The sequence below is a fragment of the Marinomonas vaga genome (assembly GCF_055388305.1).
Window position 1 is genome coordinate 3,355,067 of the sequence record NZ_AP043903.1, and the last position, 24,008, is coordinate 3,379,074.

The following is a 24,008-nucleotide window of genomic DNA, read 5'->3' on the forward strand; positions in this document are numbered from 1 at the left end:
TGTTTACCTCGTTATTGCTTATCAATAATACGAAACTCAGCGGATAATGCGTGAGCTTCAAGAGACTCACCACGGGCAAGAGGTGAGGCAATTTTAGCTAGCTCGCTGGCACCTTCATGGGAACAATGAATGATAGAGCTCCGTTTTTGGAAATCATAAACCCCCAAAGGCGATGAAAAGCGTGCTGTCCCAGAAGTTGGCAAGACATGGTTTGGACCCGCACAGTAATCACCCAATGCTTCTGGTGTATAACGACCCATAAAGATCGCACCCGCATGGCGAATATCTTTTACCCACTCTTCTGGAGATTCTACAGACAATTCCAAATGCTCAGCCGCAACGATATTGGCCACCTCAATGGCTTCTTCTTTGGAAGCCACATGAATCAAAGCACCACGTCCCTCAAGAGAGGTTTTGATAATCTCTTTACGGCTCATGTCATCGATCAATCGCTCCATAGACGCTTTCACCGCTTTGATGAACTCAAGATCCGTACTGATCAAAATAGACTGGGCATCTTCATCGTGTTCTGCTTGTGAGAACAAATCCATCGCGATCCAATCCGGGTTAGACAAGCCATCACTTACGACCAAGATTTCTGATGGCCCAGCAATCATATCAATGCCCACTTGACCAAATACCATACGCTTGGCTGTTGCCACATAAATATTACCTGGACCGACAATTTTATCGACCCTAGGCACTGTGTCAGTACCATAGGCCAAGGCAGCTACAGCTTGCGCACCACCAACGGTAATCACACGATCGACCCCTGCAACGTGGGCAGCTGTCAACACAATATCATTCACAAAACCATCTGGTGTCGGCACTACCATTACGATTTCACCCACACCTGCTACCTTAGCGGGCATAACATTCATCAACACAGAAGAAGGGTAAGCTGCTTTACCGCCCGGTACATACACCCCCACTCTATCGAGCGGAGTGATTTGCTGACCCAGGATGGTGCCGTCTTCTTCTTGGTATTGCCAAGAGGTTTGTTTTTGTTTCTTGTGGTACGCCTTAACGCGAGCAGCTGCTTTTTCTAGGGCATCCACAATAGCGCTATCGACACGCTGAGCGGCAGCGGCCAACTCATCCGCTTCGATCACCAATTCCGAAGCATTGGTCACATCACGACGATCAAAAGTATTGGTTAATTCAACTAAGGCATCATCGCCTTCAGTGCGAATACGATTAACAATACTTTCCACTCGCTCCTGTACTGTTGCATCGGAAACACTTTCCCATGACAAAAGCTTACTCAGCTCCGTCTTGAATCCAGTGTCTTGTGAAGAAAACTGTCTTATGTTCAATTGCATGGACTACTCCCCCGCTTCAACCGCACCACTTAGCATGTCTAAAATGGGCTGAATATGCTGGTACTTGGTTTTGTAAGCCGCTTTATTCACCACTAATCGTGTACTAATATCAGCAATGTGATCTCGAGGCTCTAGGCCATTCGCCTTTAGGGTATTACCAGTATCAACGATATCCACTATCAAATCTGCTAAGCCCATAATGGGAGCAAGCTCCATCGCACCATAAAGCTTGATGACATCTGCCTGAATACCTTGTTCAGCAAAGTATGACTTAGCTGTTTTAGTAAACTTAGAAGCCACCTTCAAGCGTCGTTGGGGCAGTTCTTTTCCGGTAACACCCGCGGTCATTAAGCGACACTTGGCGATTTTAAGATCTAGCAACTCATATAAATTTTTGGTGGTGGCTTCCATTAACACATCTTTACCTGCCACACCAAAATCAGCCACACCATGCTCAACATAAGTAGGAACATCCGTTGCACGTAAAATCACCAACTTAATATGAGAATGGTTGGTATCGAAAATTAGCTTACGGCTTTTACTAATGTCTTCTACTGGAAAGATATTTGCCTTTTCCAGCAATGGGAGTGTTTCTTTTAAAATACGCCCCTTTGACAAGGCAATGGTTAAGGTCTCGCTCATGTTAATTTAGAACCCTTGAAATTTTAGCGCCCAAAGCGCCTAATTTTTCTTCAATACATTCATAGCCACGGTCAATGTGGTAAATGCGATCAATCTTAGTGTCACCGCTTGCCACCAGTGCCGACAACACCAAGGACGCAGAGGCACGTAAATCGGTTGCCATAACAGGGGCCCCCGTTAGAGAGTCTTTTCCTCGAACAATAGCAGTGTTGCCGCTAACTTCGATATCAGCCCCCATGCGCACCATTTCATTTACGTGCATAAAACGGTTTTCAAAAATATTTTCAATAACACTGCCTACGCCATCTGCCACAGCATTTAGCGCAACAAACTGTGCCTGCATATCCGTAGGGAATGCTGGGTATGGTGCCGTTGAGATATTCACTGCTTTAGGGCGACGACCTTGCATATCAAGCTCAATCCAATCTTCCCCTGTGGTAACAGTCGCACCCGCTTCTTCTAACTTAGCCAATACGGCTTCGAGGCTCTCAACATCCGTATCGATGACCTTGACCTTACCACCCGTAATCGCAGCCGCCACTAAGAATGTCCCCGTCTCGATACGATCAGGCATTACGGAGTAAGTCGTTCCAGACAGCCTTTCCACCCCTTCAATGGTAATGGTATCTGTACCATGACCGGTAATCTTAGCGCCCATTGCATTAAGACACTCTGCTAGATCGACCACTTCCGGCTCACGGGCAGCATTCTCAAGAATGGTTTTACCTTCCGCTAAAGTAGCGGCCATTAGCAAGTTTTCCGTGCCAGTTACCGTTACCTTATCAAAGAAAATACGCGCACCTTTCAAGCGACCGTCCACGGTTGCCACGATGTTGCCATTCTCTACTTCTATGTTGGCCCCCATCGCTTCAAGGCCGCGAAGGTGCAAATCCACTGGACGACTACCGATAGCACAGCCACCCGGTAACGAAACAATCGCCTTACCAAAATGAGCAACTAACGGCCCCAATACAAGGATGGAAGCACGCATGGTTTTAACTAGCTCGTATGGCGCTTCACAGTTATCAAGAGTGGAAACATCCAACTCAACATTCATCCGCTCGTCCACTACGACGCCACATCCCATGGAGCCCAATAGCTCAAGCATGGTGGTTATATCGTGTAGATGGGGTAGATTTTTGATGGTAATCAAGTCTTTCGTCAGCAAGGTGGCCGCCAAAATAGGCAATGCTGCGTTTTTCGCTCCTGATGCTCGTACAACGCCATTTAGAGGCGTGCCACCAGTAATAAGCAGTTTATCCATTAAATTCTCTCTATGATTTTATTAGCTGTCGAACTGTGCTGGCGTTAACGTCTTCATCGTTACCGCATGGATGGCACCAGTTGAAATGGCATCTTGGAGGTGAGAGTAAATGAGTTGCTGACGCTTGACTGTGTTTAAGCCTTCAAATGCATCAGCAACAACGGTGATTTTAAAATTACAGCCTTCGCCCTCAGCGATGACTTGGCTACCTTCGATTTTGGACTCTAATAACTCTTTAACTTCGGAGGCGTTCACAAAAACTCCCAATATAAATTAGTGACTCATAGAAGTATTGTACCTCACACGGGAGGGGTTTTGGCACCTTTTAAAACGCAAAAACAGGAGTTTCCTCCTGCTTACGAAATCTATTCAATCTCAAATATTGCCTCTAGCCCGTACAACCGCAACATGTCATAAAAATCCTCTGAGCCACCATACAAGACTATACTGTCCGTATGGCGCCTCATTTCCAAAAGCAAAGACAATATGGGAGCGTTGATCGATTTCAATTCAGACAAGTCAACCCGCACATTTCCTTCGAATCCATAGTGAGAAAGCTCAGACTTTATTTTCAATAAGTTGTCTAATGAATAAGCCCCTTCTAGCTTGAATCCTTCCTTAGATGATGAAAGACGCATATCATTCAGCCTCAGATGCCAGAGACTTTTGCCATGCAACAATGGCTTTATCTAGATCATTTCCGTTTTGCTGAACCATTAATCCAAACTGCTTACGGAAGGTGAGACCAAAGTTGATGTTATTGATAACAACATTACTTAGTAGCCAGCCACTACCTGCCTCATCAGTAGGCTCCATATAAAATGCAATATTAATAGGACTGCCACTGTTCAGCGTAAACGCTGCATCCACACGCACTTCTCGACCTGGCTTTTGCTGAGCCAACGGCAACACATCAATTTTACTTGGGTCGAAGTCGATCACGGCAGCACTATAAGTATTTAGCAAAGTACGCTCAGTAACCTTTGCAAAACGAGCAATTTGCTCATCCGAAGCACGACGGTAATATTTGCCCATTACATTTTTAGCCAAATCATCGAAATCCACCACAGGCGCTAAGATGTCTTTCATGACATTATTTAGCTGTTGTGGATTACTCTCTAACTCATCCCTATTGGCAACTACCTTAGTTTTAAAGTCTTCAACAACCGCCAAAACAGTCGTACGAGCCCCTTCTGGATTAATCGCAGCATTGGCAGAACCAAGGGAAAATAGCATCGCTCCCAAAAACCCCAGAATGATTTTACGCATTATTTATCTCCTGAGTTAAATAGAAATTGTCCAATTAGATTTTCTAACACAAGGGCAGATTGGGTGTCATAGATTTCAGCCCCTTCAGTTAGCACCTCATCTTCAGCACCAATAGAAATACCCAGATATTTCTCGCCAATTAAACCACTGGTCAAAATAGCAATGGAGCTATCCACGGGTATATTGTCTACATTTGGGTAAATATTCATAACAACTTTGCCCATATAGTATTCTTTGTCGTATTCAATACGGCGCACTTCTCCGACAGTGACACCCGCTATCGTAACCTTAGAGCGTTCCGTGAGCCCACCCACATCATCAAACCTGGCCACTACAGTGTAACCATTGCTTCGATCATTAAAGGCCAATCCACTCACCTGAATAGCCAAATAAATAAACGCCGACACGCCTAACAACATAAAAATGCCGACTAACACTCCTGCCTGCTTATCCTTCATCTTAAAAATCCCCAAACATGGCTGCAGTTAACAGAAAATCTAACCCTAAAATAGCAAGTGACCCAAGCACTACGGTACGAGTGGTTGCTTGACCAATTCCTTCTGACGTAGGGTGACAAACGTAACCTTGATAAACAGCAATCCAAACCACTGCAAATGCAAAGACAAATGACTTAATCACGCCATTAAAGATATCTCGATCAAAATACACGGACTGCTGCATCAAGGACCAAAAAGAACCATCATGCACACCCAGCCAATGAACCGACACTAACATCCCACTCCAAATACCCACTGCCGAGAAAATCACGCTCAACAGTGGCATACAGGTAATACCCGCTAAGAATCGCGGCGCAATAACTCGGCGAAGTGGATCTATCCCCATCATCTCATAACTAGAAAGCTGCTCAGTGGCCTTCATTAAACCAATCTCAGCAGTAAGCGCAGAACCAGCCCGGCCAGCAAACAGCAACCCCGTCACCACAGGCCCCAGTTCCCTTAACAAGGTAAGCGCCAAGAGTTGACCCACTGCTGACTCTGAGCCATAACGAGCTAAGATACTAAACCCTTGCAGGGCAAGCACCATCCCAATAAAAGCTCCAGAAACAACAATAATAATCAGAGACAAAAAGCCGACAGAGTAGACTTGTCGAACATAGAGGCGGCACGCCTCATCAAAGCGCACCGGCAATCTAAATAAGGATTGGGCCAGAAAAATCCCCGCCAAGCCAAAGGATTCAACAAAAGCAACAATCCTCATGGCAACGCTTTTGGCAATCATGGTTGAACCTCCGCAAGAAGTTCAGATTGATAATCACTGGCAGGATAATGAAAAGGAACTGACCCATCAGCCAAACCTTGAAGGAATTGCACTACCTGATCGTTGTCAGACTGACGAACTTGATCCGGAGGCCCCTGCATAATCACCCTTCCACCGGAAACAATACAAACATGATCTGCGATACTCAAAGACTCTTCCACATCATGAGAAACAAGCACAGAGGTAATCTTGGCCGCGTTGTTTAATCGCTTAATCAAACCGACTAAAACCCCTTTTGAAATGGGGTCCTGACCAGCAAATGGCTCATCATACATAACCAATGCAGGGTCCAAGACAATAGCTCGGGCCAATGCCGCTCTTCGTGCCATGCCTCCGGAAAGCTCTGAAGGCATCATGTCCGCAGCACCTCTTAAGCCCACGCTATGGAGTTTCATCAGCACAATATCTCGGATCATTTGCTCATCAAAATCCGTATGCTCTTGAAGCGGTAAAGCCACATTCTCGAACACCGTCATATCGCTAAAAAGGGCTCCGCTTTGAAACAGCATTCCCATTGTTTTACGAACCTCAAAAAGCTTTGAGCGTCCAGCGCTCCCAACTTCAATACCATCTACCTCGATAGTACCTTGATCAGCTTTTAACTGGCCGCCAATCAATCTCAGTAAGGTCGTTTTACCTGTTCCGCTAGGGCCCATTACCGCCGTAATTTTGCCTCTAGGTATATCGAGTGAAATCCCTTCATATATGACCCTTTCCCCACGATGAAAAGTCAAATCTCGTATTTTAATGTAGGCGTCCACGTTGTACTCCCTGCCCTATGATAGTTCGGGATACTAGCATTGGACCTTCGGAAAAGGAATGCCAACACTTTCAGCGCGGGAAATACAAGTCTTGAAATACTCTTTCAAACTTCATTAAATGTCCGCATTAATACATATCAAACACATTCATTGCCTATTTGAGTACCTTATACATGTTATTGTTTTCCATCGCTCTCGTTGTTGGCTTAGTACTGCTAGTCATGAGCTCAGACAAATTTATTGAGCATGCTGCACTGGTCGCCGAAAAACTCAACGTAAGCCCCATAATTATTGGCGTAACACTCGTAGCTCTAGGCACTTCCGCTCCTGAAATGGTGGTTTCCGCTATAGCGGCTATCGATAATGCACCAGGCATTGCCATTGGTAATGTTATCGGCTCTAACGTTGCCAACATCGGATTAGTTTTTGGGGCAACTTTATTACTTGCAGCAATACCTATTAATAGCAGCCTGACAAAAAAGGAAATTCCGCTGTTTTTAGGAATTACAGTTCTTGCTGGGGTATTGATGTATGATGGCGCACTAGACATTTTGGACGGAACCTTGCTTGTCGCTGGTTTTGCTATCACCTTATTTTTCTTGTTGAAAGGCTCTAAAGACATAGAAGATGAGTTGACTGGCGATCTACCGGAAGACGACGGCAGTCCTGTCATCAAATCCCTTGCTATCGCCCTAGTTGGCTTAATCGTACTGATCGCCAGCTCAAAACTTCTGGTATGGGGAGCAATTGGGATTGCGACATCTCTTGGAGTATCAGATTTAATCATTGGCTTAACCATTGTAGCGATTGGTACTAGCCTGCCTGAACTCGCTGCATCAATAACCAGCGTAAAAAAAGGCCATCACGATATCGCCATCGGCAACATATTAGGCTCCAATATTTTTAACCTAGCTACCGTTTTACCATTACCTGCCTTATTAGCGCCTGGAGCACTTGAAAACAGCATCATGAGTCGGGATTATTGGTGGATGTTCGGACTGTCTGTCATTTTTGCATTATCGGTGTTCGTGTTTAACAAACATCACGGCCGCAGTATCCCCAAGTGGATGGCATTCCCTTTACTGGGCGCATACGGCACCTACATGTATTCATTAGTTTAATCTGGAAGTAAATGTGGCCATCAAATACATACTAGAACGCAAACGCTTAATAGGTGTTGCCTGCATACTCATTGTATTCGTTTTGATTTTCATACTCGGCAATAAACCTTCTTTATATCTAATTGAGGAGCAAAAGCTAGTCAGCTCTCCCGATTACTTTTTAGAAAACGTGACCACCAAAACGTATGCCGTAAATGGCAACCTAGTTGAAGAAGTTGCAGCGAATACAGCTAATCACTACAACGCTTCTAAAGAAACCTTGCTGATTCGACCAGTGATCACACGCACCGAGCCAGGGGCAACCACTATTGCACAAGCTGAGAATGGTGCCATTAATGACTCTTCGAAAAATTTCACGCTCAATGGAGATGCTTCTGTTGTTCGTACCAGTTCTGACAATAAAAATGTTAAAATTGAAGCACAAACGATTACTTATGATGATTCAAGCCAGCTGATCACAGGTAAAGCACAAGCAAAACTCAGTAGCGCTCAGATAAATACATCTTCTGACATCATCATTCACAACCTAAAAGAAGAAACAACGTCCCTCGATGGCGGTGTAGTAGGTACTTATGAACCAGAAAAAAATTAAGCTAATTTCAACCCTTGCCATAATACTTTCAGTGCCTGCCTATGCACTACCTGATGATCAATCTCAACCGATCAGCGTAGAGGCAGACAAGGCCACCTTTGATCAAAAAAGTGGCGTTGCAACCTATAAGGGTAATGTTATCGCAACCCAAGGCAGCATTCGGATCGTGGCTGAAAGCTTAATCATAAATACCAACACTGCCACGAGTGCTTTTCAGTCTCTCCATGCAACAGGAACTCCATCGGAATTCTCACAAGTACTTGATGAAGCTGGCACACTGCTTAAAGCAACAGGAAACACTCTTGATTACGACACCTCAGCGGGTGAGCTAGAAATTCATAAAAACGGCTTCCTAAAACGTGGTGACAACGAAATCGCGGCGGATTACATACATTACTACATGGAGACCGATGTTTTTAACGCCGAGAATCGTGGTTCAGGCCGCGTAAACATGACCCTACAGCCAGCCACCGAGCAGTAGCATCAAGGATAAACAGCATGGCTATTTTAGAAGCGAAGCACCTCGCAAAAAGCTACAAGAAAAGACAAGTAGTAAAAGACGTTTCTCTTGACGTGAGCACGGGGCAAGCCGTGGGCCTACTGGGGCCAAATGGTGCAGGAAAGACCACTTGTTTTTACATGATTGTCGGCATGGTCACCAACGACCAAGGGGGCATATATATTGATGGGGAAGACATCACCCAAGATGCCATGCATACTCGCGCTCAAAAAGGGGTCGGCTATTTGCCTCAAGAGGCTTCAATATTTCGAAAGATGAGCGTAGAAGATAATATCTCTGCTATCTTAGAGACGCGCAAGGAGCTATCGAAAGCTGAGCGTAAAGAAAAGCTAGAAAGCTTACTAGAAGAGTTTCATGTCACGCACATCCGTAAAAATTTAGGTATGGCGTTATCAGGTGGCGAACGACGCCGAGTTGAGATCGCTCGAGCATTGGCCATGAACCCTAAGTTTATCCTGCTTGACGAACCCTTTGCTGGCGTCGACCCTATTTCAGTAGGTGACATCAAGCAAATCATCCGCCACTTGCAAAATAGCGGTATCGGCGTACTTATTACAGACCACAATGTGCGAGAGACCCTAGATATCTGTGACAAAGCATACATTGTAGGCAATGGGCATATTATTGCCTCTGGCTCCGCTGAGACCATAATAAACAATGAGCAAGTCAAGAAAATTTATCTGGGCGACGACTTCCGCCTGTAAGCCCCTTATTTTTCCCATCAAAAGGGAGTAGTATGCATAACTCATTCCAAAATTCTAATTTTAAAAGAGTTGCGCTATGAAGCAGTCTTTGCAACTTAAAATCGGTCAGCAGTTAACAATGACACCTCAGCTACAGCAAGCAATCAAATTGCTGCAGCTGTCAACGCTCGACCTACAACAAGAAATACATGACTTCTTGGAGTCCAATCCTTTACTAGAGTTAGACGAGGAAGAAAACTTCAACCATGACGCTGAGGCAAAAGTTGCCGAAGCGGCTTCGACAGTAGAGAACATTGACTCCAACCAAGAGTCTTCAGAGGACTCCCGTGTCGAGTCAGAATGGACGGAAAGCATCCCAAATGAACTTTCCATTGATAGTAACTGGGATGACACCTACCAGAACTCAGCAGCGGCGTCTGACAGCCCAGCCTTCGAGGGCGAACAAGATCTAGACAGTCGAAATGCACTATCAGAAGACATTCAAGACCACCTAATCTGGCAACTCAATCTGACTCACATGTCCGATAAGGATATTGAGATCGCTTACGCCATCATAGACAGCGTACAGCCAGACGGCTACCTTTCAGCGACCCTTGAAGAAATTTTCACAGGACTAACAAAGGAACTGGAAGATTTAGAATTCGATGAAGTAGAAGCCGTTCAACACCGGTTGCAACGCTTTGACCCCGTGGGCGTGTGTTCTCAAGATTTACGGGAATGTCTATTAGTACAATTGGAAGCTTACAAAGATCATCCTCTCTATCGCAGCACCCATCTAGTTGTGGATCAACACCTTGGACTGTTAGGCAACAGAGACTACACTCAACTAACACGCAAAACCAAGCTCAAAGAAGACGCCTTAAAAGAAGTCATCGGTTTAATCCAACAGCTTAACCCACGCCCTGGATCCCTCGTTGATACCAGTGATACTGACTACGTAATCCCGGACGTAAGTGTTAAAAAGCATAAGGGTGTATGGCAGGTTGAACTTAACAATGATGCCCTACCGCCCGTAAAAATTAATGAAACTTACTCTGCAATGCTAGCCACATCGAAGTCCAATGATGATGTGTCTTATATCCGTAACTCTTTACAAGAAGCCAAGTGGTTTTTAAAAAGCCTGCAAAGCCGTAACGAGACCTTACTGAAAGTTGCCAGCTGCATCGTCTCTCGCCAAGTGGAATTCTTCGAAATTGGTGAGGAAGCCATGAAACCTATGGTGTTGCATGATGTCGCAGAAGAAGTAGGAATGCACGAGTCAACCATATCTCGAGTGACGACACAAAAGTACATGCATACACCCCGAGGCATATTTGAGCTGAAATACTTTTTCTCAAGCCATGTGAACACAGCATCCGGTGGCGAGTGCTCGTCAACAGCCATACGGGCCATGATTAAGAAGCTGGTTGCAGATGAACCAGCCAAAAAACCGCTTAGCGACAACAAACTCGCAACTATTTTAGCTGACCAAGGTATCCAAGTTGCCCGAAGAACTGTTGCGAAATACCGCGAAGCGATGAATATTCCACCATCTAACGAACGTAAACGTCTCATTTAAAGGTTTTTAACATGTCCGTCAAAAACTTAGTGAAGCCAGAATTAGTCTTTGCGAAAGAAAGCACCACAAGCAAAAAGCGCCTTCTTGAGCAAATATCAGAAGCCATCAGCTCACGCTTACACTGTAATGCTGAAGAAGTGTACGATGCATTACTCGGCCGAGAGAAACTTGGAAGCACAGGCATCGGAAATGGCATCGCCATCCCCCATTGCCGCCTAGAACAAGCCAGCCATGCCACCATAGTATTAATGTCTTTGGATACCCCCATTGACTTTGATTCCATTGATCGCAAGCCCGTTGACTTAATCTTTGCTTTAATTGTGCCGCCACACCAATGTGATGACCATCTAGCGACCTTGGCACAGATTGCTGAGTTGGCTCAATCAAGCGAGAAACTGGACACTCTCCGCGCTCAAACTAATAATGGTGACCTGCAGAACGCATTCGAACCATTAACGTAAGGACACAGCATGCTAGAGCAATCTATAGAGATAATTAATAAGCTTGGTCTGCATGCTCGAGCAGCAGGCAAACTAGTTGAGACCACTTCGCAATTTTCGTCTGACGTAACCATTGAGAAAGAAGGCCGAAACGTGGATGGCAAAAGCATTATGGCAATGATGATGCTAGCTGCAGCAAAAGGCACCACCATCAAGGTAAAAGTTAATGGTTCAGACGAAGAAGCTGCCATGGCAGCCATCATAGAGCTTATTAATAACCGCTTTGATGAAGGCGAATAACAGCAACTATGAGCAGTGAGCAAACCACCCTTGAACATTTGCAGGCCGTATCTGACTCTTTAGAGACAGGCGCCACCATGCAAATACGCTACCTTCTGAATGGCGCATTACCCGCTCAGGATGTTGCTCGCTTATTAGAATCCAGCCCCCCCAAAGAACGTAAACTTCTTTGGGAGCTTATTGACCACAAAAACCAAGGTGAAGTCCTCCAGTATGTAACCGAAGAAATCAGTATCCAGTTTATGAAATCCATGGATACAGAACGACTTCTAGCGGTTTCTGAACACTTTGATAACGACGATTTAGCCGACATACTTCAACAACTACCAGAAACATTGGTAAAAGAAGTACTGGCTTCCATGACGGCACAAAATCGTGCACGCATGGAAGCACTCCTCAGCTATTCAGAGGACTCAGCCGGCGGCCTGATGAACACGGACACCATCACCATACGTCCGAACATCACCGTCGACATAGCATTTCGATTTTTACGCCGTCATAACGAGTTACCAGAAATGACCGACAGCCTCTTGGTGGTCAGTCGTTCTGATCGCTTTTTAGGCATTTTACCCCTAACGAAACTACTGGTTGCTGATCCTGAAGCCAAGGTCCGTGACATCATGGAAACAGATTGTGACGTTATCTATGCCGACCAATCCGCTGCCGAAGTCGCTCAACTGTTTGAAAAAATGGACCTAGTGTCGGCCCCCGTCCTTGACCCGGATTCCAAGAAACTACTTGGCCGTATCACCATCGATGACGTGGTAGATGTCATTCGTGATGAAGCAGAGCACTCTATGCTTTCTATGGCAGGTCTTGATGATGACGAGGATACCTTTGCCCCCATCATGCAGACCACAAAACGTCGCGCGGTATGGCTTGGGATTAACCTAGTAACGGCCTTCACCGCATCTTATGTGATCGGCTTATTTCAAGACACCCTAGACAAGGTCGTCGCCCTGGCCATATTAATGCCAATCGTAGCCAGCATGGGAGGCATTGCTGGCTCCCAGGTACTCACCCTAGTAATTCGAGGTATTGCCCTAAACCAAATTGGTGGCAGCAATGCTAGATGGCTTTTAAACCGAGAGATTATTGTTGGCTTGATCAATGGCTTGCTGTGGGCTGCAGTGATTGCTGCACTCACTGTCGTCTGGTTTGGTGACTGGCAAATTGCTTATGTCATTGCAGGCGCTATAATAATTAACTTATTATTCGCAGCCTTAACTGGTACCCTGCTCCCCATTGCCCTCAAAAAACTTGGCATCGACCCTGCGTTGGCAGGGAGCGTCATACTCACAACCGTTACGGATGTGGTTGGCTTTTTAGCATTCCTTGGCCTAGCCACTCTATATTTAATTTAGATGAATACATAATGACTGATTTTGAACACTACGACGAAAACGAAGAAGAAATAAAAAGCAAAACCCAAGTTAAGCGGGAAATGGAAGCGTTACAGGATTTGGGCGCAAAGCTGGTAAAACTTACCCCAGCACAGCGTAAGAAAGTTCCCATGTCTGATACATTAAGAGATGCTTTAGCAGAAGCGGATCGCATCAAACAATGGGGCGCTCAGCGTCGCCACCTTCAATACATCGGAAAAGTGATGCGGACTGAAGATGCAGAAGCCATTGAACACCGCGTACAACTGTTTGACAGCGCTTCGGCCGCCAGCAACAAACGTTTTCACCAACTGGAAGCAACACGAGATATGCTGATCGGTGAGAACAGCAAATCTGCCCTGGATCAATATATCGAACAGAACCCATCGGTTGATATCCAACACCTACGATCCCTTGTTCGCATGGCGCAAAAGGAAGTCAGCCAAGATAAAGGCACGACCAACCGAAAGAAGCTGTTTAAATACTTGCGGGAACAACAAGACATTCAACTAGGCCTAGCCTAGCCCCTAATTTAATGGCGTTACTTATGAGTCCAGTTTCCCATGTAACGCCTCACTCTCTTAATTTAAACCTAACCCTTATCTTCGTGGATTGTACTTCACAGGGATGACTTCAGGGTTTGCAAACGGCCCCTTAATTTCATACTGAATACTGGTCACTTGAGATATCTTATCGCCGATCAACTTATCGGTAATATATAGCAACCCTGCAATTTGCGGTGTGGCCAGCAGCAACCCCGCCACAGGCAAAGTACTGCTGATTGGAATTGTTGCCGTTAAACGCTCGTCTAAAGTCTCATCAACCAAGTTAGCACTGCCAGTCAGCCTCACCTCAGCCGTCGGCGAAATCACCCTTACAGGCTCATCGGTGTTCAACATGCCGTCTTGAATCACCAAACTACTGGAGAAGTCATCGAATGGCATCCCCTCTTCATAAAGGTCTGAAAAATCAAATGTTAGGCGTTTCAATAAAGAATCCACATTGAAAATACCTAATACCCGAACAAAAGCAGGTAACTGATCCACTTGATTGAAGGTACCGTCCTCTACAAGAAACTTGATGCGACCATTCAAACTCTCACGGTCAAACTCCAGTATGCTACCAGACCAACTCAAGACCACATCTAAGTCATAGGAATTGGATTGAATAAAGGGCGTTGGAGAAAATTTACGTGTCAGCTCTCGAGTATCAGACCCCGAAGCATCGATCACCATCTCCACGTTAGGCTTCTCACCCCCCTGCCAAAACACATTGCCTTTAAACTCACCGTCATTTAGGCCAGTTGAGATATTATCTATGCGAACATTCTCACCAAGATTCACCACATTGGCTCGCCAGTCACCATAGGGCCGATTATCAATCACCAGCTGATCTAGACGCAGATTAATGGTAGGAATCATTGACGGCGTTAAGAATGAGGCTTCCGTTTCTTCGGGTTGATCCTTCTTCTCCCCAGTGCGCCAATTCGCGTAGGCAATATGCAGGGATGGCGTGGTTGCTGCGTCACGCAAAACCAAATTTAACTCATCTGATGTGAGCGTCAGGGGAGAACCTTCTTGATATCTTGAGTAGACAAGTTTGACATTATTCAGCTGGTTAGCTTCATTGATCGGCACCTCATCCATGAGTAAATCAAGGCTTCGGATCCACTCCGGCACCTCTAAGCTAATAGGCGTATTTTGGCTCTGTTCTTGAGCAGATACTTGAGTTTTCCCTTGAACGATCTCCTCAATCAAAGGCGTCCATTCCTGCCACTCAAAGCGCTCAACCTGACCATTAAATGCAACCCCCGGCTGCATTGTGGACTCTTCTGGTAGTGGCTTGAAAAGAGAGAAATGACCACTTTTGATATCTCCTGATTCGAGCAGCAACTTTCCATACAGCAGTTGCTCAGCATCGAAATCCAAAAGAATTTCTCCTTTATAGATTTTCAGATCTAACTCAAACGGCAAGGCCATCTGCGCCGTTTTGCTAAAGGGCTTAGGCAAATCGGCTGACACGCCCTTCAGATCCGTGAGCACCTTAACATCCACTTGACCCGACTGGGATCTGTTAATATGAAACTCAGCTTCGTAATCGGTTTTGCCAGTTAAGCGACGGGCAATCGGCTCCGGCAGGGACCGCCAACCCGCCAATTCGGCAGATGCAACCTGCCCATTAACCTGGCCATTAACTACAAATCGACCATCATCAGGCTGCTCAGAAGTGAGCACAATCTCGCTGCTCCCACCTAAAGTGTTGACTCGAAACTCTGAGTCTTTTAAGCCTGTTCTACTATTAAAATGCAGCAATCCAGACTCCAAGGAGCCCGCCAAATTAATATCAGGGATATAGAGATTTCCCGGAGAAAAATTCAATAACAAATCTACGACAGGATTACCTAGTTCGGCGCTCAAAGGTAAATAAACCCTGAACGCCCCATCCACTTCTCCCTCTAACTCCCATTCAGCAAAAGGACTCAGAACCTGTTCTTTTAAAGGGGTTTGGGACAGGGAATTAAGCACAAGATTGGCCTCATTCTGAAGGCTTCCCGCTATATTAAGCCAAGAGGCACCATTACTTGTGAGCGGCACATTGATTGACAGGTCAGAAATTGGCAAATCAGCCAAGGAAGCTTTATCAACCTGAACATCCACCTCAGATTGACCCAAATAAACATTTGCAGATACCTTCTTGGCAGCAGGCCAATCAGGAGAGAATTGCAGCTCATCAACTTGCGCATCAACATTCAAGCGCACCAGAGGCTTCTGACCCGGCGACAGACCAGCCCTCACCAAAACATCGACATTATGGGCTTTACCGCCATTCAAACTTGTATCAAGCCAGTCCACCAAGCTTTCGGACAAAGCATTTGGAGGTACGAAGGTAAATTTATCCGAAACATCTAAATTACGACCATTAACATCTAAAGCAAGCCAACCATCACCTTCTTCGGGCTGCTCCAGTCGGAACTCGCCACGAAGATCGGCCCCTTTGTAATCGACCTGCAAGCCCTCTCCACTGACAACAAACGTATCTTGCACCTTGCGCCATGCTACTTCCCCAGAAGCTTTATCAATAGACCAAGGCGAATCATAAAGAGTCGGAAATGCCAGCTGTGAATCAACAGCCAAGAACTCAACACCGCCACCAGAATCCGTTAACGAGAAGACCCCCGACACATTATCAACTGCTGGGATACCGTTATAACCCTCTACTTTCGCATCATAAAGATTTGTCCCAACTTGGTAACGCATCGCTTCATTGGCGCTCCAAACTCTCACCATTCCGTTTTGAGCAGAGCCTTGGGCATTTAGCCCATTAAGCAATCTAGACAGATACCATTCCTCAGGAACAAACTGGAGCGCCAACTGACTGACTGTTTGAGCATCCAAATAGTCATAGGCAACAAAACCCCGTTTTGCCTCAAGGTCCCACTCACCTTTAAGTTGAGTAGACTTAAATGCCTTATTGTTATCCAACCACTCTAACCGAGATACAGTGATAGCACTGGTATTACCGTTAGTCTTCAGGCGCCAGTCCGCCCCCAAATCTACTCGGCTTTGATCTGTAAAGGAGAGCCCAAATTGGCTCCCTTGACTCTGTACTTCAAAACCAGAACCTGGACGATAAGTCGCCCAAAACTCACCAGACAAATCCAAATAATTTGTATTCTTCAGGAAGCTCAGTTGAAGCCACTCAGTAGGCATAGACAACTCAGGCACCTGAATATAAATATTGGCATATTTCTTTAGGAAGCTGGTGATGTCCGACTCCACTTCCACCCGAACTTTTATAGGTGCGTGTTGATCATTGACATAAACATCTGAACTAAGAAGGGTTTTGGAGCGCTGCTTCACCAAATAGCTATCCGGCAAGGTAATACGCAAAGCATCAAAACGGGAGCTCGCAAGACTCAACTGAACATCATGTACCGATATTTGCTGTTGCTCAGTGACGTAGTTTAAAACTCGAGAAACCGCCACATCCGTATTATTGGACGATTGAGATGACACCTCTAATCCAGCTAAAGAAACCTTGCCGTTGCCATCCTCGTATAGGGCAACATCGACCCCTGACACAACGAAATTCTTAAACTGAGGAGATAAGGTTAGAAGAGTTCTTGGAAGATCCAGCTCAAACTCAAGATCTTCCACAGACAATGCAGCCTTTTGCTGTGGCGTATCTACGTCAATTTTGGCTGCAGCAAGCATGATATTAATACCATTGAGCTTGGCGGAGATGTTTTCAACATGAACCGGCATACCGGATAACTGACTCAGATTTCGTTCAATCTGAGGGCGGTAATTATCGACCATGGGCAATAGGAATTTGGACGCAACCACTATGGTTGCCAACAAGACAGCAACCATCACAAGCACCCAATAAGCGAGCCCTAAGGCTCGTTTAATAACCCACATAACCACCCTCGATTATCTCAGCACCACGTCATACTGATCTTGCGTATAGACTGGATCCACTTGGAAGCGGATGGTTTTGCCAATAAAGGCCTCTAATTCTGCCACCGCTGCACTTTCCTCATCCAAGAAGCGCTCAACAACGGACGTTGATGCCAGCACAGTGTAGGTTTGGGAGTCATAGGCACGGTCCGCACGCAGAATTTCACGAAACACTTCATAACACACAGTTTCAGGGGTTTTCACAAAACCGCTACCACGACAGGATCGGCAAGGCTCACACAAAATCTGACCGAGACTTTCCCGTGTGCGCTTACGGGTCATCTCTACCAAGCCCAATTCAGACACACCTGTAATCTTAGTTTTCGCATGGTCAGAATCCAGCACCTTCTCAAGCATTCTTAATACTTGACGCTTGTGCTCTTCGTCTTCCATATCGATGAAATCAATGATGATGATCCCACCCAAATTACGTAGCCTCAACTGGCGGCCAATCGCTGTAGCAGCCTCAAGATTGGTTTTGTAAATGGTTTCTTCTAAGTTACGACTACCAACAAATGCCCCAGTATTAACATCTATGGTGGTCATAGATTCCGTTTGCTCGATCAGTAGATAACCACCAGACTTTAATTGCACCTTACGATCCAAGGCCCGCTGGATCTCATCTTCAACACTGTATAAGTCGAAAATAGGTCGCTCACCTGGATAGTACTCAATACGTGGCAAGAGTTCGGGGATAAAGTCCTCTGCGAAGGCACGCAGCTTCACATAATTCTCTTTGGAATCGATGCGGATCTTCTCGGTGGTCAAACTCACTAAATCTCGCATAGTGCGCAAATGAAGTGGTAAGTCCTCATAAATAACCGCAGGAGCCTTAGCAGAGCTAATGCGTTTTTTAACGGACTGCCATAAGCGAGTTAAGAAATTAATATCTGACAAAATTTCTTCTTCGCCCGCGCGCTCCGCAGCGGTACGCAATATATAACCACTTGTTTCGTCGCGATCCTCTAGGGCACTAGAGACTAAAGACTTTAATCGTTCACGCTCTTCTTCATTCTCAATCCGCTGACTCACGCCCACATGGGACTGATCCGGCATGTAAACCAAATAACGAGAAGGAATAGATAAATGGGTCGTTAAACGAGCACCCTTTGTACTAATCGGGTCTTTGGTCACCTGAACGACCAAAGACTGGCCTTCACGCAAATAATCACCAATCTGATCACTGGCATTTACCGCATCACGGTCAGCCACCTCAGAAACATGGATAAACGCCGCACGCTCCAAACCAATGTCTACAAATGCAGCCTGCATACCCGGCAACACTCGCACAACGCGACCTTGATAAATATTGCCAACAATACCTTTACGGCTGGAACGCTCAATATATACTTCTTGCAAAACGCCGTTTTCTACCAGCGCAACGCGAATCTCCATGGGCGTAACATTAATCAGTACATCTTCACTCATGAATATTCTCCTTCAGCGCACTCACGCCGAATTCACTTAATAGTTGTGATAATTCAAATAAAGGTAAGCCAACCACAGCGGAAAATGAACCTGAAATATGTTGTACAAAAATCCCGCCTATCCCCTGAATGGCGTAGGCACCCGCTTTATCTTGAGGTTCTCCAGTATTCCAATATTGTTGAATCTCTAAATCAGAAATTTCTCGAAATGTTACCTCTGTCACCACATTACGAGTCGCAACGCGGTTAAGCCCTCCGTTGCAGACACACAAGGAAGTCATGACACTATGGGTCTGCCCAGACAAGGAACGCAACATTCGTTTAGCATCATCAAGACTCGTTGGCTTACCCAATATCGTATCACCAATCACCACACTGGTATCAGAAGCAATGATGAGATCACGAACACCGAGCGACGACTTTTCAATCGTCGCTTCTGCCTTTTCTCGTGCCATACGAAGAACATATTCTTCAGGGGTTTCTAGCTCAAAAGGCGTTTCATCGATATCTGCAGGCATCACCTCAAAGGATTTAACCAATTGACTTAAAAGATCTCGCCTACGAGGAGACGCTGATGCCAGGACAATCATGTATCACTCACTTATCGAATAGAATAAATACGCCGAACACTACGAAGAATAATAAAACACCAAGGCCATAATAAGGCCGTTACAATCGCCGGCATGAAAATCATTAAAGTCGGCTCTGCATCACCTGTGTAGTGATCCAGCCAAAAACCAACCAACTGGTTAATGCTTACCAGTAGGAATACAAACAGTGCTTGCTGCCAACGACGATACATACGTAAGCGCTTATACAAGACAACACACATAAAGGTAATCAGCACATACGTTAGAGAATGCTGCCCCATCACGCCACCTTGCAAAAGGTCAACAAGCAAGCCTAAAAACCAAGCAACCCCGACCCCAACTCGCAATGGCAACGCAATGACCCAATATAAAACAACCAGTAAGGCCCACTCAGGACGAAACCAAATAAATTCAGCGGGGAAGGTCAGACCTTCAAGCATCAAAGCCACAATAAAGGTCAGGATAAAGACAAAAGAAGACTTCATGGCTCTTCCCTCTCGGAACGCTCAATCAACATCACATGGCGACTCCTGCCCAATTGCGCCAATGGCACCACATCAACATCCGCATAAGCTTTGCCAGGTATGTGCTGAACCCCTCGAACGACACCAACGGGATAGCCAACAGGGAAACGCTCATCCAGACCACTGGTCGTCAAAATGTCGCCCTTTTGGATATCCGCAGTATGCGGCACGCTCATTAACTCCAACTTTTTAAGATCACCCGTACCACGCAATACACTTCTAAAACCTGTACGAGCGATTTGTACTGGCACAAAATGACTGGCATCTGCTATCAACAATACACGACTCGTGTAGGCAGAAGTTTCAACAACCTGTCCTAAAACACCTGTGGCATCTAACACAGGCTGGCCAACATACGCCCCCGTGGAAAAACCTTTGTCGATCAAAATACGATGACTGTAAGCATTTTGGTCAAAGCCAATCACTTCACTCATGACTATCTTTTCATCAACACGCTGGGAGGCATCCAACAGCTCCCGAAGTCGGACGTTTTCAGCTTTTAGAGAGTTTAAACGCTGAAGTTGCCCACGCAGCATCAATAACTCTTGATTAAGCTCTTCATTTTTGACCACCAACCCCTCGCGGCTCTCGAGACGCATGTCCGCCCAGCTCAGTACTTTTTGCGGCATACTGACTACGACTTGAATGGGAGTGACCAACCAAGTGAGATAAGGTCGGATAGGATTAAAGGCGCGGAATTGTAGATCTGCCACAATCATGGCAATAGAAATAAGCACCAGCACAACAAAGCGTGTGCTGGTGACTTTATTAGAGAAGGACACGGAATTGCTAATGGGACGAGCTCCTACATTACTCGCTGTCTACAGAGAACAGCTCAGAAGCATGCTTATCCATCATTTCAAGAGCCATACCGCCACCACGGGCAACACAGGTCAGCGGATCATCAGCAACAATAACAGGCAGACCTGTCTCTTCACTGATCAATTGATCGATCTCACGTAGCAATGCGCCGCCACCTGTTAACACTAGACCAGACTCAGCAATGTCCGCTGCAAGCTCTGGTGGAGACTGCTCAAGTACACCTTTTACCGCTTGAACGATTTGAGCTAAAGGCTCTTGCAATGCATCTAGAATCTCTCGGCTCGTTAGAGTAAACGCACGAGGCACACCTTCTGCTAAGTTACGACCACGAACGTCGATCTGTAAATCTTCACCAGTATGATAAGCCATACCAATTTCAGTCTTAATGCGCTCAGCTGTGGCGTCACCAATCAAGCTACCGTATTGACGGCGAACATAAGTAGTAATAGCCTCATCAAAACGATCACCACCCACACGGATAGACTCAGAAGTCACGATACCGTTAAGAGAAATGATCGCAATCTCTGTGGTACCACCACCGATATCAATCACCATAGAACCTGAGGCTTCCGCCACCGGCAAACCAGCACCGATCGCTGCTGCCATAGGCTCTTCAATAATATATACCTCACGGGCACCAGCGCCCAACGCTGATTCTTTTATCGCACGACGCTCAACCTGAGTGGATTTACATGGCACACAAACCAGCACACGAGGACTCGGTTTTAAAATACTGTTTTCGTGGACTTTAGAAATAAAGTATTGAAGCATCTTTTCAGTGACATGAAAGTCTGCGATGACGCCATCTTTCATTGGGCGGATAGCAGTGATGTTACCGGGAGTACGACCCAACATACGTTTTGCATCGACCCCGACAGACGCCACAGTTTTTTGGTTGCCATTGTGGCGAATCGCCACAACTGAGGGCTCATCCAAAACAATCCCACGGTCGCGTACATAAATAAGGGTATTGGCTGTCCCTAAGTCGATGGATAGGTCACTGGAGAACATTCCCCGAATTTTTTTAAACATGAATTTCTACACCCTGAAAAGATCCATTACGAATAGTCAGAAAATGTAACAATCGGCACCCCTAAGAGCAAGGCGAAAGCGCATAAATGTTCGATTTCTTTACTCTTACATCGTTGTTTATTGGTGGTTTTTCGAGCACCTCTTTTAAAAGCCATATTTTTCTGCCGTAACCTTTCTCCCCTAACACAATAGCGATACAATGAATCCATTTTTCGAAAACCGACAAAATTAGGTGATTCATGTCTCTAGATAAGCAAGACGTGCAAAAAATAGCTCATCTTGCTCGTTTGTCGTTGGATGACAACGATGCCGAGCAATACCAACATTCATTGACCAGCATCCTTGACCTAGTTGAGCAAATGCAAACCGTCGATACATCTGGTGTCGAGCCCCTATCTCATCCATTGGAAGCCAAGCAGCGCTTACGTGACGACCAAGTAACAGAAGAAAACCGTCGTGACGCCTTTTTAGCCAACGCACCGCAAACCGAAGCCGGCCTATTCTTGGTTCCTAAAGTTATCGATTAAGAGCGCACCACATGATTGATCAAAGCATTGCATCCCTTGCTAAAAAACTACGAGATAAAGACATCTCGAGTGTCGAATTAACACAAGACTACCTAGCTAGAATTAAACAGCTAGATGGCCAACTTAACAGTTACATCACAGTGACGGAAGAAGTGGCATTAGCTCAAGCAGAAGCCGCTGACAAACTCATAGCCGCAGGCTCCACAAGTGCTCTTGCTGGCATTCCCATCGCACACAAAGACCTATTTTGTACCGATGGCATTCTAACCACATGCGCCTCTAAAATGCTGTACAACTTTGTGCCTCCTTATGAGTCCACTGTTACGGCTCGCATGTTAGCGTCAGGAGCAGTTACTCTAGGCAAAACCAACATGGATGAATTCGCCATGGGTTCTTCCAACGAAAACAGCCATTTTGGTGCGGTTAAAAACCCTTGGAATCTAGACAAGGTACCAGGCGGTTCATCTGGTGGTTCCGCTGCAGCGGTGGCCGCAGGCTTAGCCGTGGCAGCAACAGGCACAGATACGGGTGGATCAATCCGTCAACCCGCTTCATTTTGTGGTATTTCAGGACTTAAACCTACTTATGGTCGAGTGTCCCGCTTTGGCATGATTGCCTACGCGTCCAGTCTTGACCAAGCCGGTCCAATGGCACGTTCCGCTAAGGATTGCGCGCACATTCTACAATCCATTGCTGGATTTGATGCCAACGACTCCACATGTTCCGAAGTCGCGACTGAAGACTACACTGCAAACCTAGATGCGCCACTAGCGGGCCTTACGATCGGCTTGCCGAAAGAATACTTTGGTGACGGCCTCAACAATGACGTTGCCACAGCCATTCAAGACGCCGTCAAAGAGTTTGAAAAGCTCGGCGCTCAAGTAAAAGAAATTTCTTTACCTAACTTAAACCTAAGCATTCCGTCTTATTACGTGATTGCTCCGTCTGAAGCCTCCTCCAACCTGTCTCGCTTTGATGGCGTTCGCTACGGCTACCGCTGTGAAGAGCCAAAAGACTTGATGGACATGTACAAACGTTCCCGTGGCGAAGGTTTTGGCAAAGAAGTTCAAAAACGTATCATGGTTGGCACATACGCCCTATCTGAGGGCTACTATGACGCCTACTACTTAAAAGCACAGCGAATCCGTCGCCTTATTAAAGAAGACTTCGTTAAAGCCTTCGAAGAAGTCGACGTGATCATGGGCCCTGTTGCACCAACCACTGCCTTCGGCATTGGCGCTAAAACAGATGACCCAATCGCCATGTACCTAGAAGACATTTACACGCTTTCAGTCAACCTTGCTGGCATCCCAGCCATGTCAATTCCTGCAGGATTTGCAGATGGCATGCCAGTAGGCCTACAAATCATGGGCAACTACTTCGCTGAAGCCAAGCTGCTTAATGTTGCGCACAAGTTCCAACAAGCAACCGATTGGCACACTAAAACACCTAGCTTGGTAGAAGGAGCATAAT

At 45.9% G+C, this 24,008-nt stretch carries 26 protein-coding genes; 11 read left to right on the top strand and 15 right to left on the bottom strand.

Features of this window, described 5'->3' with window-relative positions:
* Positions 1–11 precede the first annotated feature (11 nt).
* The 9 genes from hisD to ACZ5DR_RS15880 all read right to left on the bottom strand — a co-directional run bounded on the left by hisD (position 12) and on the right by ACZ5DR_RS15880 (position 6,536).
* The gene (gene hisD, locus ACZ5DR_RS15840) at positions 12–1,322 is read right to left on the bottom strand and encodes a histidinol dehydrogenase (protein WP_377367685.1); all 1,311 of its coding nucleotides are present in this window, start codon (positions 1,320–1,322) and stop codon (positions 12–14) included.
* 3 nt (positions 1,323–1,325) lie between these two features.
* Positions 1,326–1,964: an ATP phosphoribosyltransferase gene (gene hisG, locus ACZ5DR_RS15845; protein WP_377367683.1), complete on the bottom strand. Its 639-nt coding sequence runs from the start codon at positions 1,962–1,964 to the stop codon at positions 1,326–1,328.
* A 1-nt stretch (position 1,965) separates the two neighbouring features.
* On the bottom strand, positions 1,966–3,228 hold the full coding sequence (murA, locus tag ACZ5DR_RS15850; protein ID WP_377367681.1) for a UDP-N-acetylglucosamine 1-carboxyvinyltransferase: 1,263 nt from the start codon (positions 3,226–3,228) through the stop codon (positions 1,966–1,968).
* A gap of 21 nt (positions 3,229–3,249) precedes the next feature.
* Positions 3,250–3,483 carry a BolA family protein gene (locus ACZ5DR_RS15855; protein WP_377367679.1) on the bottom strand — a complete coding sequence of 78 codons (234 nt, stop codon included), beginning with the start codon at positions 3,481–3,483 and terminating at the stop codon, positions 3,250–3,252.
* 110 nt (positions 3,484–3,593) lie between these two features.
* Positions 3,594–3,866, bottom strand: coding sequence for an STAS domain-containing protein (locus tag ACZ5DR_RS15860; protein WP_377367678.1), 273 nt, complete (start codon positions 3,864–3,866; stop codon positions 3,594–3,596).
* A 1-nt stretch (position 3,867) separates the two neighbouring features.
* Positions 3,868–4,497, bottom strand: a complete 630-nt coding sequence (locus ACZ5DR_RS15865; protein ID WP_377367676.1) for an MlaC/ttg2D family ABC transporter substrate-binding protein — start codon at positions 4,495–4,497, stop codon at positions 3,868–3,870.
* The gene (mlaD, locus tag ACZ5DR_RS15870) at positions 4,497–4,955 is read right to left on the bottom strand and encodes an outer membrane lipid asymmetry maintenance protein MlaD (RefSeq protein ID WP_377367674.1); all 459 of its coding nucleotides are present in this window, start codon (positions 4,953–4,955) and stop codon (positions 4,497–4,499) included. Before mlaD ends, ACZ5DR_RS15865 begins: the two co-directional genes overlap by 1 nt.
* A 1-nt stretch (position 4,956) precedes the next feature.
* Positions 4,957–5,736 (bottom strand): lipid asymmetry maintenance ABC transporter permease subunit MlaE, encoded by a 780-nt coding sequence (mlaE, locus tag ACZ5DR_RS15875; RefSeq protein WP_377367672.1) that lies wholly within the window; start codon positions 5,734–5,736, stop codon positions 4,957–4,959.
* Positions 5,733–6,536 (bottom strand): ATP-binding cassette domain-containing protein, encoded by an 804-nt coding sequence (locus ACZ5DR_RS15880; protein WP_377367670.1) that lies wholly within the window; start codon positions 6,534–6,536, stop codon positions 5,733–5,735. The genes mlaE and ACZ5DR_RS15880 overlap by 4 nt, the downstream gene beginning before the upstream one ends.
* Before the next feature lie 173 nt (positions 6,537–6,709).
* On the opposite strand from ACZ5DR_RS15880, the gene ACZ5DR_RS15885 reads away from it, so the two are divergent.
* The 9 genes from ACZ5DR_RS15885 (at position 6,710) to yjgA (ending at position 13,677) form a co-directional block, all read left to right on the top strand.
* On the top strand, positions 6,710–7,657 hold the full coding sequence (locus ACZ5DR_RS15885; RefSeq protein ID WP_377367668.1) for a calcium/sodium antiporter: 948 nt from the start codon (positions 6,710–6,712) through the stop codon (positions 7,655–7,657).
* A gap of 13 nt (positions 7,658–7,670) precedes the next feature.
* The gene (gene lptC, locus ACZ5DR_RS15890; RefSeq protein WP_377367666.1) at positions 7,671–8,249 is read left to right on the top strand and encodes an LPS export ABC transporter periplasmic protein LptC; all 579 of its coding nucleotides are present in this window, start codon (positions 7,671–7,673) and stop codon (positions 8,247–8,249) included.
* Entirely contained in the window at positions 8,230–8,730 is a 501-nt protein-coding gene (gene lptA, locus ACZ5DR_RS15895; protein ID WP_377367664.1) for a lipopolysaccharide transport periplasmic protein LptA, read from the top strand. The genes lptC and lptA overlap by 20 nt, the downstream gene beginning before the upstream one ends.
* A gap of 17 nt (positions 8,731–8,747) precedes the next feature.
* The gene (gene lptB / locus ACZ5DR_RS15900) at positions 8,748–9,473 is read left to right on the top strand and encodes an LPS export ABC transporter ATP-binding protein (protein ID WP_464543770.1); all 726 of its coding nucleotides are present in this window, start codon (positions 8,748–8,750) and stop codon (positions 9,471–9,473) included.
* A 76-nt stretch (positions 9,474–9,549) separates the two neighbouring features.
* Positions 9,550–11,031, top strand: a complete 1,482-nt coding sequence (locus tag ACZ5DR_RS15905; RefSeq protein WP_377367662.1) for an RNA polymerase factor sigma-54 — start codon at positions 9,550–9,552, stop codon at positions 11,029–11,031.
* A gap of 11 nt (positions 11,032–11,042) precedes the next feature.
* A complete protein-coding gene (locus ACZ5DR_RS15910) occupies positions 11,043–11,492 on the top strand; it encodes a PTS sugar transporter subunit IIA (protein WP_377367660.1) in 450 nt (149 codons plus the stop codon).
* A gap of 9 nt (positions 11,493–11,501) precedes the next feature.
* Complete coding sequence (locus ACZ5DR_RS15915; protein WP_377367658.1) at positions 11,502–11,771, top strand: HPr family phosphocarrier protein; 270 nt, start codon at positions 11,502–11,504, stop codon at positions 11,769–11,771.
* 8 nt (positions 11,772–11,779) lie between these two features.
* The gene (mgtE, locus tag ACZ5DR_RS15920; RefSeq protein ID WP_377367656.1) at positions 11,780–13,135 is read left to right on the top strand and encodes a magnesium transporter; all 1,356 of its coding nucleotides are present in this window, start codon (positions 11,780–11,782) and stop codon (positions 13,133–13,135) included.
* Between the two features lie 11 nt (positions 13,136–13,146).
* The gene (yjgA, locus tag ACZ5DR_RS15925) at positions 13,147–13,677 is read left to right on the top strand and encodes a ribosome biogenesis factor YjgA (protein WP_377367654.1); all 531 of its coding nucleotides are present in this window, start codon (positions 13,147–13,149) and stop codon (positions 13,675–13,677) included.
* Positions 13,678–13,752: 75 nt separating this feature from the next.
* Here the strand turns inward: yjgA and ACZ5DR_RS15930 are convergent, their stop codons facing one another.
* Genes ACZ5DR_RS15930 through ACZ5DR_RS15955 form a run of 6 tightly spaced genes read right to left on the bottom strand, consistent with a single transcriptional unit; the run spans position 13,753 to position 22,008 of the window.
* Positions 13,753–17,574 carry a YhdP family protein gene (locus ACZ5DR_RS15930; RefSeq protein WP_377367652.1) on the bottom strand — a complete coding sequence of 1,274 codons (3,822 nt, stop codon included), beginning with the start codon at positions 17,572–17,574 and terminating at the stop codon, positions 13,753–13,755.
* Positions 17,575–17,586: 12 nt separating this feature from the next.
* Positions 17,587–19,041: a ribonuclease G gene (gene rng / locus ACZ5DR_RS15935; RefSeq protein WP_377367650.1), complete on the bottom strand. Its 1,455-nt coding sequence runs from the start codon at positions 19,039–19,041 to the stop codon at positions 17,587–17,589.
* Positions 19,034–19,630, bottom strand: coding sequence for a Maf family protein (locus ACZ5DR_RS15940; protein WP_377367648.1), 597 nt, complete (start codon positions 19,628–19,630; stop codon positions 19,034–19,036). The genes rng and ACZ5DR_RS15940 overlap by 8 nt, the downstream gene beginning before the upstream one ends.
* An 11-nt stretch (positions 19,631–19,641) precedes the next feature.
* Positions 19,642–20,115: a rod shape-determining protein MreD gene (gene mreD / locus ACZ5DR_RS15945; protein WP_377367646.1), complete on the bottom strand. Its 474-nt coding sequence runs from the start codon at positions 20,113–20,115 to the stop codon at positions 19,642–19,644.
* Positions 20,112–20,936, bottom strand: coding sequence for a rod shape-determining protein MreC (gene mreC, locus ACZ5DR_RS15950; RefSeq protein WP_377367644.1), 825 nt, complete (start codon positions 20,934–20,936; stop codon positions 20,112–20,114). The genes mreD and mreC overlap by 4 nt, the downstream gene beginning before the upstream one ends.
* A 28-nt stretch (positions 20,937–20,964) precedes the next feature.
* Positions 20,965–22,008 carry a rod shape-determining protein gene (locus tag ACZ5DR_RS15955; protein ID WP_377367642.1) on the bottom strand — a complete coding sequence of 348 codons (1,044 nt, stop codon included), beginning with the start codon at positions 22,006–22,008 and terminating at the stop codon, positions 20,965–20,967.
* Between the two features lie 239 nt (positions 22,009–22,247).
* On the opposite strand from ACZ5DR_RS15955, the gene gatC reads away from it, so the two are divergent.
* The gene (gene gatC, locus ACZ5DR_RS15960; protein WP_377367640.1) at positions 22,248–22,535 is read left to right on the top strand and encodes an Asp-tRNA(Asn)/Glu-tRNA(Gln) amidotransferase subunit GatC; all 288 of its coding nucleotides are present in this window, start codon (positions 22,248–22,250) and stop codon (positions 22,533–22,535) included.
* Between the two features lie 11 nt (positions 22,536–22,546).
* Entirely contained in the window at positions 22,547–24,007 is a 1,461-nt protein-coding gene (gene gatA / locus ACZ5DR_RS15965; protein ID WP_377367638.1) for an Asp-tRNA(Asn)/Glu-tRNA(Gln) amidotransferase subunit GatA, read from the top strand.
* Position 24,008 lies beyond the last annotated feature (1 nt).

Excerpts from the sequence above, each read along its gene's own strand:
- hisD (WP_377367685.1), bottom strand. The coding sequence starts at position 1,322 with ATGCAATTGAACATAAGACAGTTTTCTTCACAAGACACTGGATTCAAG.
- hisG (WP_377367683.1), bottom strand. The coding sequence starts at position 1,964 with ATGAGCGAGACCTTAACCATTGCCTTGTCAAAGGGGCGTATTTTAAAA.
- murA (WP_377367681.1), bottom strand. The coding sequence starts at position 3,228 with ATGGATAAACTGCTTATTACTGGTGGCACGCCTCTAAATGGCGTTGTA.
- ACZ5DR_RS15860 (WP_377367678.1), bottom strand. The coding sequence starts at position 3,866 with ATGCGTCTTTCATCATCTAAGGAAGGATTCAAGCTAGAAGGGGCTTAT.
- ACZ5DR_RS15865 (WP_377367676.1), bottom strand. The coding sequence starts at position 4,497 with ATGCGTAAAATCATTCTGGGGTTTTTGGGAGCGATGCTATTTTCCCTT.
- mlaD (WP_377367674.1), bottom strand. The coding sequence starts at position 4,955 with ATGAAGGATAAGCAGGCAGGAGTGTTAGTCGGCATTTTTATGTTGTTA.
- mlaE (WP_377367672.1), bottom strand. The coding sequence starts at position 5,736 with ATGATTGCCAAAAGCGTTGCCATGAGGATTGTTGCTTTTGTTGAATCC.
- ACZ5DR_RS15885 (WP_377367668.1), top strand. The coding sequence starts at position 6,710 with ATGTTATTGTTTTCCATCGCTCTCGTTGTTGGCTTAGTACTGCTAGTC.
- lptA (WP_377367664.1), top strand. The coding sequence starts at position 8,230 with ATGAACCAGAAAAAAATTAAGCTAATTTCAACCCTTGCCATAATACTT.
- lptB (WP_464543770.1), top strand. The coding sequence starts at position 8,748 with ATGGCTATTTTAGAAGCGAAGCACCTCGCAAAAAGCTACAAGAAAAGA.
- ACZ5DR_RS15905 (WP_377367662.1), top strand. The coding sequence starts at position 9,550 with ATGAAGCAGTCTTTGCAACTTAAAATCGGTCAGCAGTTAACAATGACA.
- ACZ5DR_RS15910 (WP_377367660.1), top strand. The coding sequence starts at position 11,043 with ATGTCCGTCAAAAACTTAGTGAAGCCAGAATTAGTCTTTGCGAAAGAA.
- ACZ5DR_RS15915 (WP_377367658.1), top strand. The coding sequence starts at position 11,502 with ATGCTAGAGCAATCTATAGAGATAATTAATAAGCTTGGTCTGCATGCT.
- mgtE (WP_377367656.1), top strand. The coding sequence starts at position 11,780 with ATGAGCAGTGAGCAAACCACCCTTGAACATTTGCAGGCCGTATCTGAC.
- yjgA (WP_377367654.1), top strand. The coding sequence starts at position 13,147 with ATGACTGATTTTGAACACTACGACGAAAACGAAGAAGAAATAAAAAGC.
- ACZ5DR_RS15930 (WP_377367652.1), bottom strand. The coding sequence starts at position 17,574 with ATGTGGGTTATTAAACGAGCCTTAGGGCTCGCTTATTGGGTGCTTGTG.
- rng (WP_377367650.1), bottom strand. The coding sequence starts at position 19,041 with ATGAGTGAAGATGTACTGATTAATGTTACGCCCATGGAGATTCGCGTT.
- ACZ5DR_RS15940 (WP_377367648.1), bottom strand. The coding sequence starts at position 19,630 with ATGATTGTCCTGGCATCAGCGTCTCCTCGTAGGCGAGATCTTTTAAGT.
- mreD (WP_377367646.1), bottom strand. The coding sequence starts at position 20,115 with ATGAAGTCTTCTTTTGTCTTTATCCTGACCTTTATTGTGGCTTTGATG.
- ACZ5DR_RS15955 (WP_377367642.1), bottom strand. The coding sequence starts at position 22,008 with ATGTTTAAAAAAATTCGGGGAATGTTCTCCAGTGACCTATCCATCGAC.
- gatC (WP_377367640.1), top strand. The coding sequence starts at position 22,248 with ATGTCTCTAGATAAGCAAGACGTGCAAAAAATAGCTCATCTTGCTCGT.
- gatA (WP_377367638.1), top strand. The coding sequence starts at position 22,547 with ATGATTGATCAAAGCATTGCATCCCTTGCTAAAAAACTACGAGATAAA.